9 protein-coding genes are annotated in these 14,083 nt (G+C 65.2%); 8 read left to right on the plus strand and 1 reads right to left on the minus strand.

All coding sequences use genetic code 11. The features are described 5' to 3' along the window. Positions 1 to 39: 39 nt before the first annotated feature. The 8 genes from miaB (at position 40) to dacB (ending at position 11,107) form a co-directional block, all read left to right on the plus strand. Positions 40 to 1,386, plus strand: coding sequence for a tRNA (N6-isopentenyl adenosine(37)-C2)-methylthiotransferase MiaB (gene miaB, locus ABEA02_RS19475; protein WP_345534779.1), 1,347 nt, complete (start codon positions 40 to 42; stop codon positions 1,384 to 1,386). Further along, positions 1,361 to 4,120: a zinc-dependent metalloprotease gene (locus ABEA02_RS19480; protein ID WP_345534780.1), complete on the plus strand. Its 2,760-nt coding sequence runs from the start codon at positions 1,361 to 1,363 to the stop codon at positions 4,118 to 4,120. Before miaB ends, ABEA02_RS19480 begins: the two co-directional genes overlap by 26 nt. 1 nt (position 4,121) lies before the next feature. Continuing rightward, positions 4,122 to 5,072 carry a PhoH family protein gene (locus tag ABEA02_RS19485; protein ID WP_345534781.1) on the plus strand — a complete coding sequence of 317 codons (951 nt, stop codon included), beginning with the start codon at positions 4,122 to 4,124 and terminating at the stop codon, positions 5,070 to 5,072. Continuing rightward, positions 5,069 to 5,767, plus strand: a complete 699-nt coding sequence (gene murU, locus ABEA02_RS19490) for an N-acetylmuramate alpha-1-phosphate uridylyltransferase MurU (RefSeq protein ID WP_345534782.1) — start codon at positions 5,069 to 5,071, stop codon at positions 5,765 to 5,767. The genes ABEA02_RS19485 and murU overlap by 4 nt, the downstream gene beginning before the upstream one ends. A 9-nt stretch (positions 5,768 to 5,776) precedes the next feature. Beyond that, entirely contained in the window at positions 5,777 to 7,132 is a 1,356-nt protein-coding gene (locus tag ABEA02_RS19495; protein WP_345534783.1) for an aminopeptidase P N-terminal domain-containing protein, read from the plus strand. Next, positions 7,125 to 8,555: an FAD-dependent monooxygenase gene (locus ABEA02_RS19500; RefSeq protein WP_345534785.1), complete on the plus strand. Its 1,431-nt coding sequence runs from the start codon at positions 7,125 to 7,127 to the stop codon at positions 8,553 to 8,555. Before ABEA02_RS19495 ends, ABEA02_RS19500 begins: the two co-directional genes overlap by 8 nt. A gap of 147 nt (positions 8,556 to 8,702) precedes the next feature. After that, the gene (locus ABEA02_RS19505) at positions 8,703 to 9,572 is read left to right on the plus strand and encodes a LysR substrate-binding domain-containing protein (RefSeq protein WP_345534786.1); all 870 of its coding nucleotides are present in this window, start codon (positions 8,703 to 8,705) and stop codon (positions 9,570 to 9,572) included. A 101-nt stretch (positions 9,573 to 9,673) separates the two neighbouring features. After that, positions 9,674 to 11,107 (plus strand): D-alanyl-D-alanine carboxypeptidase/D-alanyl-D-alanine endopeptidase, encoded by a 1,434-nt coding sequence (dacB, locus tag ABEA02_RS19510; protein WP_345534787.1) that lies wholly within the window; start codon positions 9,674 to 9,676, stop codon positions 11,105 to 11,107. On the opposite strand, the gene ABEA02_RS19515 is transcribed toward dacB, so the two are convergent. Beyond that, complete coding sequence (locus ABEA02_RS19515; protein WP_345534788.1) at positions 11,100 to 13,997, minus strand: HD domain-containing phosphohydrolase; 2,898 nt, start codon at positions 13,995 to 13,997, stop codon at positions 11,100 to 11,102. The two genes, dacB and ABEA02_RS19515, sit on opposite strands and share 8 nt — an antisense overlap. Between the last annotated feature and the right edge of the window lie 86 nt (positions 13,998 to 14,083).

Genomic DNA, 14,083 nt, shown 5'->3' on the forward strand with positions numbered 1-14,083 from the left:
CGGCCACCCGCTGCCAGCCGACAATCCGCACCCCGAAACATGAAGAAGCTTTACATCCGCACCTTCGGCTGCCAGATGAACGAATACGACTCGGACAAGATGGCCGACGTATTGGGCGCCCGCGAAGAACTCGTCAAGACCGACACCCCTGAAGACGCCGACATCATCCTGTTCAACACCTGCTCGGTGCGCGAAAAGGCGCAAGAGCGCGTCTTTCACGACCTCGGGCGCGTCAAGGAACTCAAGAAGACCAAGCCCGGCCTGATCATCGGCGTGGGCGGCTGTGTGGCCTCGCAGGAGGGTGCGGCCATCGTCAAGCGCGCACCCTATGTCGACGTAGTCTTCGGCCCGCAAACCCTGCACCGTTTGCCCCAGCTTATCGACAAGCGCCGCGAAAGCGGTCGCTCACAGGTCGACATCAGCTTCCCCGAGATCGAGAAGTTCGACAACCTGCCGCCGGCGCGCGTCGAGGGTGCCACGGCCTTCGTGTCGATCATGGAGGGCTGCTCGAAGTACTGCACCTTCTGCGTCGTGCCCTACACGCGCGGCGAAGAAGTGTCGCGCCCGCTCGACGACATCCTCACCGAAATCGCGAACCTGACGGCGCAAGGCGTCAAGGAAGTCACCCTGCTCGGCCAGAACGTGAATGCCTGGCGTGGGCCGATCAGCAAGGGCACGGAAGAGATGGGCGCTCAGTTGGCAGATTTCGCCTTCCTGCTCGACTGCGTGCATGACATGCCCGGCATCGAACGCATCCGCTACACCACCTCGCACCCGCGCGAGATGACGCAACGTGTGATCGACGCCTACGCCAAACTGCCCAAGCTCGTCTCGCAGCTGCACTTGCCCGTGCAATCGGGTTCGGACCGCGTACTGGCTGCCATGAAGCGCGGTTACACCGCGCTCGAATTCAAGGCGCTTGTGCGCAAATTGCGTGCCGCGCGGCCAGATCTCTCGCTGTCCTCCGACTTCATCGTCGGCTTCCCCGGCGAAACCGAGGCGGACTTCGAGGCCACCATGAAGCTCATCGAAGACGTGGGTTTCGACAACGCCTTCAGCTTCGTCTACAGCGCCCGCCCCGGCACGCCGGCCGCCGACCTTGCCGATGACACGCCGCAGGAGCTCAAGCTCGAACGCCTCGCTCGCCTGCAGAAGCGCATTGAAGAGCAGACCGCCGCCGTCAGCACATCGATGGTGGGTTCCGTTCAACGCATTCTCGTCGACGGCCGCTCGAAGAAGAATCCGGGCGAGCTCGCTGGCCGCACCGACAATAACCGCGTCGTGAACTTCGTGGGCAATCCGCGCCAGATAGGCCACTTCATCAACGTCACCATCAGCGCAGCGCTGCCGCATTCGCTGCGTGGAGAACTCGTCCTTGCAGACTGACCGGAAAGTCATCGTCCTCGCCCACGCGCTCAGCGCCCTCCTCGCCAGCGCCCTTCTCATTGCCTGCAGCACGACGGACACCCCTGCGCCTGCCGCGCAGGCCAACCGTCAGCCCGTGGCGGCCAGCGCGCCACTGGCAGCACAAGCTGCCGCCAGCTCTCCTGTCGCAGCCTCGGCGCCCGCTGCAGGCTCCGCGCCCGCAGCGGCCTCAGCCCCCGCGGCGCGACCACCCAGCAACCCCAACCTCAAGCCTTTCGCCGAACTGACACGCGACTTCAAGCGGCTGGAGGGCTTTCTGAATGTCTGGGTCAAGGACGGGCGTTACCTCGTCGAACTCGGTGAGAAGGATTTCGACAAGCCTTTCTTCTTCATGAGCCACCGCAGCCAGGGGCTGGGGGAGCGGCGGCTGTGGCCCGGTCTGCTGCTCGACAACAGCATCGGCGTGTTCCGTCAGATTCCCGGTGACCGTGTGCAGTGGGTTGAACGCAACTCACGCTTCATTGCGCCCGGCAACAAGGTGATGGAGCGCAACATTGCGCAAGGCTTCAGCGAGAGCACCATCGGCACCTTTACCGTGCTGAGCCTGCCGCACCCCACCAGCAAGGCCGTGCTGATCGACATCTCGCAAGTGCTGCTCAACGACATTGCCGCCGGCGGCATGCAGCTCGAATACGCTTTCCGGCTGCCGTACGCGCAAGACCGCAACAACAGCCTGATTACCGAGGCGCGCAGCAACAAGGACGAGACAACCTTTGAAGTGCGTCTGCAGTTCCTGCTGGCGCGCAGCCTGGTGCAACAACCCGGTCAGCCCCCGCTGTCACTCCCCACCACCGTGCCGGACCCGCGCAGCCTCACGCTCGGCTTCCACTACAGCTTCTCGGCACTCCCCGACGCCATGCGGCCACGCGTGGCCGACCCGCGTGTCGGCTATTTCATGGAGAGCATTGCCGATTACCGCGATGAGCTCTCGACACGCGACGCCGAGCACTACATCGCCCGCTGGCGACTTGAAAAGCAGAGCGAGGCCGCTGCCGAATCCGAGCCGAAGCAACCCATCACCTTCTGGCTGGACCGCAACATCCCCGAGCGTTACCGCGACACCGTGCGCGAAGGCGTACTGATGTGGAATGCCGCTTTTGAGCGCATTGGCTTCAAGAATGCCATCGTCGTCAAACAACAAGCGGACGACGCCAGCTTCGACACCATGGACCGCCAGCATGCCTCGATCCGCTGGTACCTCGCCAAGGACGGCGACGTCTCCATCGGCCCCACGGCACGTGACCCGCGTACCGGCGAGATTCTCGATGCCGATGTACTGATCAGCGACTCCTTCGCGCGCGGTGCCCGTCAGACCATCCGCAACGACATCACCCCCGCAGTGCCCTCGCCATCCGGCCTGCACAACCACGAGGCCTGTGACTACGCCGACGCACTGGGCGAACAGCTCAAGGACACCATCGACCACCTCGTCGCACGCGGCGAGATGCCTGCCGACCCCGAGGCGATCGAAACCTACGTCAGGGACTATCTCCGCCAGCTCGTTGCCCACGAAGTCGGCCATGCACTGGGGCTCTCGCACAACTTCATTGCCTCTTCGGCTTACACCATCGCACAGTTGCGCGATCCGGACTTCGTCGCAAAGTTCGGCACCAGTGCCTCGGTGATGGACTACATCCCCAGCAACATCGGCCTGGCTGGCGAGAAGGCTGTGCCCTACTTCCCCAAGGTGATCGGCCCCTACGACTTCTGGGCCATCGAGTACGGCTACACCCCGCTCGCCATTGCCGACGAAGCGGCGGGCCTCAAGCGCATCGCGAGCAAGGCCGCCAGCGACCGCAATCTGGCCTACGCCAACGATCTGGACGCCGATCTGGGCGGCACGGGCTCGGGCCTGGATCCCGAGGTAAACCGCTTCGATCTCGGCTCGGACTCGCAAGCCTGGTTCGAACGCCGCGTGAAGATCATCCGCGAGCGCATCGACTGGGTCGCCAAACGCTCGCCTGACGACTGGGACTACAGCCTGGCCCGCGAAACCATCGAGCGCAGCCTGCGCGGCCTCGGTGCCACGGCCGGCACGCTGGGCAAGAAAATCGGGGGCGTGCGCACCACACGCAACCCCAGCACCCGCGTCGCCAGCTACACGCCGGTTCCCACCGACGAGCAACGCCGCGCGCTGAACAGCCTCACCCAGGCGCTGTTCCAGGCCGACAGCCTGCAACTGCCCGCCGGGCTGCTACAGCGCCTGCCGCCCGACCACCTCGAACGCTGGGCCGGCATGGGCGGCGGCGCCAGCTTCCTGCCGCTGGCCAATCTCATTTTCGATACGCAAAGCGCCGTGCTGCGACAGCTCACCAGCGACGCCACCCTCGTGCGCCTCGTCAACATCGAACTGCTGCGCACACCGGGCCAGCCCACGCTGAGCATCGCCGATCTGCTCGGCACCCTGCAGGGCGCCATCTGGAGCGAGCTCGACAAGCCCGGCCAGAACATCGCCCTCACACGCCGCAACCTGCAGCGCCAATGGACCACGCAGCTCGCCACCTGGACTGCACGCCTCGGCACCACCGTGCCCGACATGCGCAGCCTCGTGCGCGTTGAATGCCTCAAGCTGCGCACGCAGCTGCAGAAGGCTCTCAAGGCGAAAAACTACGACCTCGAAACCCGCGCCCACCTTGAAGAGACCCTCTCAATGATCAACGAAGCGCTGGAAGCAAAGCTGCTGAAGCTGGGCTGACATGAAGCCACGCGCCCTCGACATCACCCTGCCGGCAGACAACCTTCGCCTCGCCAACCTCTGCGGTGCGCTGGACGAGAACCTTCGCCAGATCGAAGCCGCCTACGACGTGGCCATTGCACGACGTGGCGAACACTTCAAGCTGCGCGGCGAGCCGCCCCAGATGCAGCGCGCTGCGCAAGCGCTGCGGCGCTTCTTCGAGCAGGCCGACAAGCCCATCGAAGTCGGCCAGATACAGCTCGGCGTCATCGAGCAAACCAACCTTGAGCAGGGCTTGCAAGCCCCTGCGGGCCTGCTCACCCGACGTGGCGACCTGCACGGCCGCACACCTCGCCAGGTCGAGTACATTCGCCAGATCCAGTCGCACGACATTACCTTCGGCATCGGCCCGGCCGGCACAGGCAAGACCTATCTCGCAGTCGCCTGCGCCGTCGACGCCTTCGAACGCCAGCAGGTCGAACGCATCATCCTCACGCGTCCCGCGGTCGAAGCCGGCGAGCGCCTGGGCTTCCTGCCCGGTGACCTCGCACAGAAGGTCGACCCCTACCTGCGTCCGCTCTACGACGCGCTCTACGACATCATGGGCTACGACCGCGTCGCCAAGCTCTTCGAGCGCCAGTGCATCGAGATCGCCCCGCTCGCCTTCATGCGCGGCCGCACGCTCAGCAATGCCTACATCATCCTCGACGAAGCGCAGAACGCCACGCCCGAGCAGATGAAAATGTTCCTTACCCGCATCGGCATCGGCTCGCGCGCCGTCGTCACCGGCGACCTCACCCAGGTCGACCTGCCACGCGGCCACCAGAGCGGCCTGCTCGACGCCGCCAGGACACTGGCCGAAGTGCGTGGCATCGCCTTTACGCAATTCCTCAAGGAAGACGTCGTGCGCCACCCGCTCGTTGCGCGTATCGTTGAAGCCTACGAGAAGAAAGCGCAGGAGCGCGAAGAATGAAAGCCATGATCCTGGCCGCAGGGCGCGGCGAACGCATGCGCCCGCTCACCGACATCACGCCCAAGCCCCTGCTGCCTGTCGGCGGCAAACCCCTGATCGTCTGGCATATCGAAAAGCTCGCTGCAGCCGGTTTCAACGAGATCATCATCAACCACGCCTACCTCGGTCAGCAGATCGAAGACACGCTCGGCAGCGGTCAGCAATGGGATGTCGACATCCGCTACTCACCCGAAGGCGAAGCACTGGAAACGGCAGGCGGCATCGCCAAGGCCCTGCCCCTGCTCGGCAACGGCTCTTTTCTGGTGGTCAATGGCGACGTCTGGTGCGATCTCGACTTTGCGCGCTTCTCTGCACGCGGCCTCGCACAGCTCATGCAGGGCAAGCACGCCCACCTCGCCATGGTCAGTAACCCCGCGCACAACACGCAGGGCGACTTCCAGTTAGGCAGCGACGGTCACCTCTCCAGCGACACCTCCAACCGCCTCACCTACTCCGGCATCGGCATGTACCGCGCCGAACTCTTCGCCGGCATCAACCCCGGCGAGAAGGCCAAGCTGCTGCCCTATCTGCTGCGCGCCATCGTCGCCAAGCGCGTCACGGGCGAACACTTCACGGGCAGCTGGACCGATGTCGGCACACCCGACCGCCTGCACGAACTCGATGAGGCCATCAAGGCCGGACAACCGCAGCACTGAGACCCCGCCATGCCCCGCTCACCCGAAGCCCGCGCCCTCGCCGCCATCGTTCGTCGCCGCCAGCAACTCGCCGCACGACTGCGTGCCGCCGGCGGCGGTGTTGCCATCGTGCCAACCGCGCCCGAGCGCATCCGCAACCGCGACGCACACTACGCCTTCCGCGCCGACAGCTACTTTCACTACCTGACCGGCTTTACCGAGCCGGAAGCCGTGCTCGTGCTGATCGTCGGCTCAGGCGACAACAGTGCGACACGCAGCGTGCTGTTCTGCCGCAGCAAGAACGAAGAACGCGAGATCTGGGACGGCTTCCGTTACGGTCCGGCCGCTGCAGCCGAAGTCTTCGGCTTCGACGAAGCGCACGCCATCGACGACTTCGCCGGCAAGCTGCCCGAACTGATCGGCAACCAACCCGCGCTGTGGTATGCCCTCGGTTACGACGCCGCGCACGACACGCGCGTGCTCGAAGCCCTGAATGCCGTGCGCATGCAGGGCCGCAGTGGCGTCATCGCTCCCGCCGACATCCGCGACATCCGCGGCCCGCTCGACGAGATGCGCCTCATCAAGGACGAGGTCGAGATCGACACCATGCGCCAGGCCGCCCGCATCAGCGGTGAAGCGCATCGTCGCGCCATGCGCTTCACGCGTCCCGGCGTCAATGAGTATGAAGTCGAGGCCGAGCTGCTGCATGAGTTTCGCCGCCAGGGCAGCCAGTCCGTCGCCTACAACTCCATCGTCGCGGGTGGCGCCAACGCCTGCGTGCTGCACTACGTCAGCAACGACGCGCCGCTCAACGACGGAGATCTGCTGCTCATCGACGCCGGCTGCGAGCTCGACGGCTACGCCTCCGACATCACGCGCACCTTTCCGGTCAATGGCCGCTTCAGCGCCGCACAACGCGATGTCTATGAACTCGTGCTCGCCGCACAACAAGCCGCCTTCGCGCAGGCCCGCCCCGGCAACACCTACGACACCACGCACGACGCGGCCGTGAAAGTGCTCGCGCAAGGCATGCTCGACCTCGGCCTGCTCACCGGCTCGCTCGACAGCGTGCTGGAGACCGGCGGCTACCGCCGCTTCTACATGCACCGCACCGGCCACTGGCTGGGGCTCGACGTGCACGACGCGGGCGAGTACAAGCTCGCCGGGCAATGGCGTCCGCTGCAACCCGGCATGGTCATCACCGTCGAACCCGGCTGCTACATCCGCCCCGCGCCCGACGTGCCCGAGGCTTTCTGGAACATCGGCATCCGCATTGAAGACGACGTGCTGATCACAGAAGAGGGCCATGACGTCCTGACCATCGCGACACCCAAGTCGGTCAGCGATATCGAACTCATCATGTCGGATGTGGAAGAGCGTGGCTGAGGCGCGCACCAATACTCCCCTCTCCCGTGAAACGGGAGAGGGGCCGGGGGAGAGGGCTGCGTCACAAACCCGCCCCTCTCCCGGCCCTGCGGGCCACCCCGCTCCGCGCCCCACGGCAGGCATTGCACTGCCTGCCGGCTGCGCAGGCGTAGAGCAAAGCTCCACGAATTCCCTGCTCGCCCCGCAAACGGGAGAGGGGAAAAACATCATCGTCGTCGGCGCCGGCCCCCTCGGCCTCTGCGCCGGCCTGCGTCTCGCCGCACAAGGCCACAGCGTGCAGCTGCTCGACGCACGCCGCGCAGACCAGGCGCACGAAGACCGCCGCGTGCTCGCCCTCTCGCACGGCAGCCGTCAGTTGCTGGAGACGCTTGGCGCCTGGCCCGCACAGACTGCAACGCCCATCACCACCATTCACGTATCGCAGCGCGGTGCTCTGGGTCGCACCGAAATGCGCCACGCCGACTACGGCCTGCCAGCGCTGGGTTACGTGCTGCCAGCCAGCGCCCTCATGCAAGCCCTGCTGGCACGTGCGCGCGACGTCGGACTGGACATTCGTTACGACGCCCGCGTGGAGGCCCTGTCAGCCAGCGCCACCCAGGTCAGCCTCAACACACGCAGCGAGGCGGGGGCCGGCGACGTGCTGCATGCGACACTCGCCGTCTGCTGCGAGGGCAGGATTGATGAGCCCCCGGCGCGACAAAACTCCGTCGCGCCGCCCCCCAAGAGGGCTGGCAGAAAAGTCTTGGGGCGGCCCGGCGACTTTTCTGCGGCCTCTTCTGACGTGCACGCCCGTGACTACGACCAGCACGCTCTGCTGCTGCGCGTGACGCCCGCCCAACCGCACGCCAACACCGCGTGGGAACGCTTCACGCCTGACGGCCCCATTGCCCTGCTGCCACAAGGTGGCGACTTCGGCGTGGTGTGGACCATGTCACCCGAGCGCCTCGCAACACTCAAGGCCTTGCCCGACGATGCCCTGCTCGCCGAACTGCAACGCGCCTTCGGCTTGCGTGTGCACTTCAGCAAGCTGCACAGCCGCGCCAGCTACCCGCTGGGCATGAAGATGCGCAAATCCCCCGTCGGTGACCGCACCGTCTGGCTCGGCAACGCCGCGCAAACCCTGCACCCCGTCGCCGGCCAGGGCTTCAACCTGGGGCTGCGCGATGCGTGGGAGCTCGCCGACACGCTGCGCGCTGCCACCGACCCCGGTGCGGCTGACGTCCTCGCGCGCTACGCGCGACAACGTCGCGCCGACCGCCAGGGTGCCGCCGGCTTCACCGACAGCCTCGTCCGCCTGTTCTCCAACAACAACCCGCTGCTCACCCACGCCCGCGGCGCCGGCCTGCTGGCCCTGGACATCTGCCCGCCGCTGCGGCATTTCGTCACCAAGCGCATGATCTTTGGTGCGCGAGCCTGGCCTTGAAAGCAGAGAGGAGTAAAGAGTGAGGAGTGAGGAGTACAAACATCCCTTGCCTACGCCGGGCAAGCAGCTGCGCCCATGCCACGCATGCGCTGCTCAGTGGCAAGCTCACTGCTCCTCACTCCTCACTCTTCACTCCTCACTGCAGTCATGAACCTCCACCTCCTCCGCATCTTCGCCACCGTCGTCGAACACAAGAGCTTCTCTCGTGCCGCCGAGGCGCTCGAAGTCAGCCAGCCGGCTGTCTCGAAAGCCGTGCGCGAACTGGAGTCACAGCTCGACGTGGTGCTGCTGGACCGTGGAGGACGCAGCTTCCAGTTGTCGGAGCCGGGGCGCGTGCTCTACGAGTATGCGCAAGGCATCTTTGCGATGGAGAAGGCGGCGGTCGATGCGGTCCAGTCCTTCTACGAGATGGAGCGTGGCACGCTGACCATCGGCGCGAGCACGACAATTGCGACGTACTGGATGCCGCCCTTCATCGCCGACTTCACGCGTGACAACCCCGGTGTGAACGTGCGCCTGATGTCGGGCAACACGCAAGCCGTGGCGCAGTGGCTGCTGGATTGCGCGGTGGACGTGGCACTGGTCGAAGGCCCGGTCATCGACGAGCGACTGGAGTCACGCATCTGGCGCCATGAACACATGGTCATCGTCGGGTCGCGCGGGCGCCCGGATGGTGACTGCACGGTAGAACCGGCGACACTGTCTGGCGAGCAGTGGATCCTGCGCGAACCGGGTTCGGGCAGCCGCGAAGTAGTAGAGCGCGAACTGCTGCGCCTGGGCATCACGCCGGCACGCACGCTGGAGGTGGGCAACAACGAAGCCATCGTGCAGAGCGTTGCCGCAGGTCTCGGACTGGGCATGGTGCCGCGTGTCTGCGCCGCCGATCAGCTGGCGCTGGGCAAGGTGACGGCGCTGAGCCTGACAACCGGCGAGCTGTCGCGCGAGCTCTATCGCCTGCGCCTGCCGCGCCGCCCCATCAGCCAGGCGGCGCTCGCGTTCGAGGCGCTGATCGGATGAGAGAAGGCCAGCACATCAAGGAGTCGTCATTCCCGCGAATGCGGGAATCCAGTGACTTTGTCAGCGCCAATCAACGCCGCTGGATCCCCGCATTCGCGGGAATGACGGCACTCCTGCGCGGTGCACTGTTCATCTGCTGTCTGGGTCCTGTCTCAGCAACAGCAGCGCTGCCCGAAACCCTCGCACAAGCCCTCAAAAACGCCGGCATCGCGCCCGCCAATGTCGCGCTATGGGTCGCCCCCGCCAACGGCGGCGCCCCCAGCCTGCAGCACAACGTTGACGAGGCATTCAACCCCGCATCAGTGATGAAGCTGGTGACCAGCAGCGCCGCCATCGAACTGCTGGGCCCCGGCTATACCTGGCGCACCGAGGCCCTGCTGCGCGGCCCGCTGCAGGGCGGCGTGCTGCAAGGCGACCTTGTGCTGCGTGGCGGTGGCGACCCCGCGCTGACCTGGGACCGCTTCGGCAGCTTCCTGCGCGACCTGCGCGCGCGTGGCCTGCGCGAGATCCGTGGCAACGTGCTGCTGGACCGCAGTCTGTTTGCGCCCATCGTGCAGGACAACTTCGACGATCAACCGCAGCGCGCCTACAACGCCGCGCCCGATGCGCTGCTGGTGAACTTCAAGGCCATCAGCGTGCGCCTCACGCCCGCCGCAGCGCGCCAGCCCATTGCGGCCGTGTCGCTGGTGCCGCTGGCCCCGTTCAACATCGACAACCAACTCGTCGCCAGCAGCGGTGGCTGTGGCGACTGGCGCGGCCAGATCCAGAGCGAGCTGCTGTCGCAAGGCGAGGGCTTCGTGCTGCGCCTCGCCGGCAGCATGCCTGCGAGCTGCGGCGAACGCGTGCTGAACCTTGCTGCGCATGATGGACCACGACTCGCGGCCAGCGTGTTCCGCGCCCTGTGGGCCGAGCTGGGTGGCCGGCTCGACGGAACCGTCCGCGAAGGCACAACGCCGCCAGATGCCACACCCTTTGCCAACTGGCAGTCGCCCACGCTGGTCGAGGTGCTGCGCGACATCAACAAGTATTCGAACAACGTGATGGCCCGCCATCTGCTGCTGACGCTGGGCCGCAGCGACACGCAGGCGCAGGGGCTCACCCCGCAGATGGGCGTGCAGCGCATCCGCGACTGGCTGGCCAATCGGCAGACGGCCCTGCCGGGACTGGTGCTGGAAAACGGCTCCGGCCTGTCGCGCCACGAGCGCATCTCGGCGGCGGGGCTCGGCAACCTGCTGCAGAGCATGTGGCAGAGCCCGCGCATGCCGGATCTCGTCGCCACCCTGCCGATTGCTGGCGAAGACGGTACGGCGCGTCGTCGCTTCAGCGGCCAGCCCTCGGCAGGTCGCGCTTACCTGAAGACCGGCTCGCTCAATGACGTGATGAGCACGGCCGGTTACGTGCAGGACGCACGCGGCCAATGGCAGGTAGTCGTGCTGATGATCACCGGCCCACGCGCTGAAGCGGGTGAGGCAGCCACGCTGGCTGCGCTGCGCGTGGTCGCCGAAGCAGCGCCCGCTACATCCCGGCTCAGGTAGCAGCGGCCAGCGGCTTGCCGCTGCGCGCCTTGTCGATCAGCGCGGCCACATCAACCTCGTCGAACTGCGTTGGCAGCAGGTAGCGCTCGGCATATGCGCGATAGACGCCTGATTGCAGGAACAGCACAAAGAGCTCCACATCAAGGTGATGCTCGGCCGCCATGCGTGCCATGATCATCAGCGAGTCGGACAGGGTCTTGGCCGGCTTGTAAGGACGATCCGCCGCCGTCAGTGCCTCGAATACATCCGCAATCGCCATGATGCGTGCCGGCACACTCATCTGATCGCGTGTGAGGCCTCTTGGATAACCGCGGCCGTCCATGCGTTCGTGATGCCCGCCAGCGATCTCCGGCACGCTGCGCAGATGTTTGGGGAAAGGCAGCTTCTCCAGCATGGTGATGGTCTGCACGATGTGGTCGTTGATGATGTAGCGCTCTTCTTCCGTGAGCGTGCCGCGCGAGATCGACAGGTTGTAGAGCTCGCCGCGATTGAACTTGTAGCGCGGTGGCGTGACCTTGAAGCCCAGCCCCTCCGGCATGGCCTGCTCTGAAGGCAGACGCTCGACGAGGTGTTCAACCTTGTCGGCCAGCAGCATTTCCATCGCTGGCAAGGGCCGTGGCGGCAGCTCCGCGACCGCGCGCTGCTCTTCGCGCGACAGGCCCAGACGATCATCGATCGTGCGCATCCAGGGCTGCTGCGCGATCTGTTTGAGACGCTCGATTTTCGTTGCGTCCATGAACTCGCCGCCGATGTTGCACTCGGCGACAAACGCAAAATCTTCATCAATCTGCCGCCAGCGAATGCGTAACAGATCCCAGGCCTCCTGCTCCGGCACGCCTTCGGAACGTTTGCGCCAGTACTGGATCTCGGCATCGCGCTTGAGCACCTCGAAGCGCATGCGGATCTCGTGGATCCGGTTGTAGATGGTCTCCAGCTTGGTCGCCTTGTCGACCACGTATTCCGGCGTCGTGATCTTGCCGCAGTCATGCAGCCAGGCACCGACGTGTACGGCCTCCCAGTCAGGCTCCTCAAGGCGGAACTCCTGCCAGGCGCCCTCCTCGCAATCGTGAGCGGCCTGCACCAGCATCTTGGTGAGCTCGGGCACGCGCTGGCAGTGGCCGCCCGTATAGGGACTCTTGGCGTCGATGGCGCCGGCCAACAGCTGGATCAGGGACTCGATCAGCTCTTTCTGGCTATCGACGAGGTGGCGGGTCTCGATCGCCACCGCTGCTGTCGAAGAGAGCGCCTCAATGAATGCCAGATGGGTCCCTTGCGGCCCGCCTTGTTCATCAACGTGCATCGGTTCGTCGAGCTCCAGCATCAGCGCCCCGACGAATTCATCCGACAAGGTCTCCAGCGGCACAGCCAAGCTCTTGCCGTCCGGACTGATATAGCTTCGCCGAGAGGTCATGGCGCGAATTGCGGGGTGATCACGATTCCCGTCGATGGACAGCGACTCGGACAACGCCTGACTGTTCTCGGGGTAGCACTGCGAACGCCGCAAACTCCAGTCGCGATCATCGAACAGGTAAAGCGCCCCCGCCTGTGCCCTGGCTGCGGCTACGACGCCATCCAGCACCACATTCAACAAACGATCGAGCCGCGTCTCCGAGTTGAGTGCCGCACTCACATTCAGGAAACGCGAAATCGTCGACCTCATGTGTGCGGTTGCGTTCGACAGCTGGTCGACTTCAGCAATGCGGGAACGTTTCGGTTGGGATGGAGAGAAATCGAAAGCAGCCACGGCCTGCGTGTCCAGGATCGCCCTGCGCAATGGCGTGACGACGCGCTGCGTCAGCCAGTAGCCGAACGGGATCGACAACGCTATCAGCAACAAGGTCACCCACATCTGCTGGCGCAGCAGCTTTCGCGCGCTACGAAACAAATCATCGTGCGGGATGGCCATCACGACGCGCAAGCTCGCCCCGGAGACCGTGGTTGTCACGGGCACGGACAGCACTTCCCAGTCACGCCCCCCCAGGCTCGCGTAAGCCCGCGTCAGCACGCCTCCACCAAGGTCCGCAGCGGCCAGCAGCGCGGGCGCATCAAGCTCGGCCAGATCCGGCAGACTCACATTGCCGGACTCTGTCGTCACGTCAGACTGCTGATCGCGCGCGACAACATGCGACTCCGCATCGAGGAACGCCACCTGCGTGTTTTCAGTCAGCCGCAACTTTTCGGCTTGTCCCTGCAACGCCTCCAGCGTGATGTCCACCCCTACGGTAGCCACACCACCTGGTGCCATCTGAGCGAGGGTCGTACCTGCTGAACGCGTCGAGTAAAAGACATAGGGCGCAGTCAACACGGCACCAGACTGCGTTTGCGCGAGTCTGTACCAAGGTCTCTCGCGTGGGTCGAAGCTGTAGTCGCCCCGCTTTTCCCGCTTCACCAATCTGCCCTTGTCGTCAAAGAACAGGTACTCGCCCTCCAGCTTGCCCGCACGGTCAAGCGTCCGCGCCTGCACCAGCAGGCTGGCGGCATCCGGCACTTTGAAAGACTGACGTACGCGCAAATTGCGCAAAGGCCGGAACAACAGGAACTCGCCAGCGGGGTTGGCGATGTAGAAAGCGTCAAAGTGCCCCTGCGTCGCAAACATCTGCTGCACGAAGGGCAGGATCCGCAAGCGCTGCTCCAGCCCTTGTGCGCGCACGACATCCTGATGTGCCCAGAACGCAACCTGCTGCTGCGCCGGCTGGAAGATGTCCTGCACGCGCTCATTGACGTCCAGCGAAGTCCGCGCAACGGTTTCATCGACCGAGCTGAGCAGAACCTGATGCAGGTTCTCGCGAGCATTCCAGGCCATGACGATGGCGAGCGCCAACAGCAGCAAGGTGGCGCCGCAAGCCGTCAGGATATGCAGGGGAAACTTCCAGTCCTTGCCTTGCCGCATCGCGCCCCTCCGTCCTCGACGGGCCCGCAGCCCGGTCAGGAAACCCGCATCATGCTTCGATCAGCATTCCGCCCTGCGGAGTATGG

This window comes from Viridibacterium curvum (assembly GCF_039544165.1).
Taxonomy (GTDB): Bacteria; Pseudomonadota; Gammaproteobacteria; order Burkholderiales; family Rhodocyclaceae; genus Viridibacterium; species Viridibacterium curvum.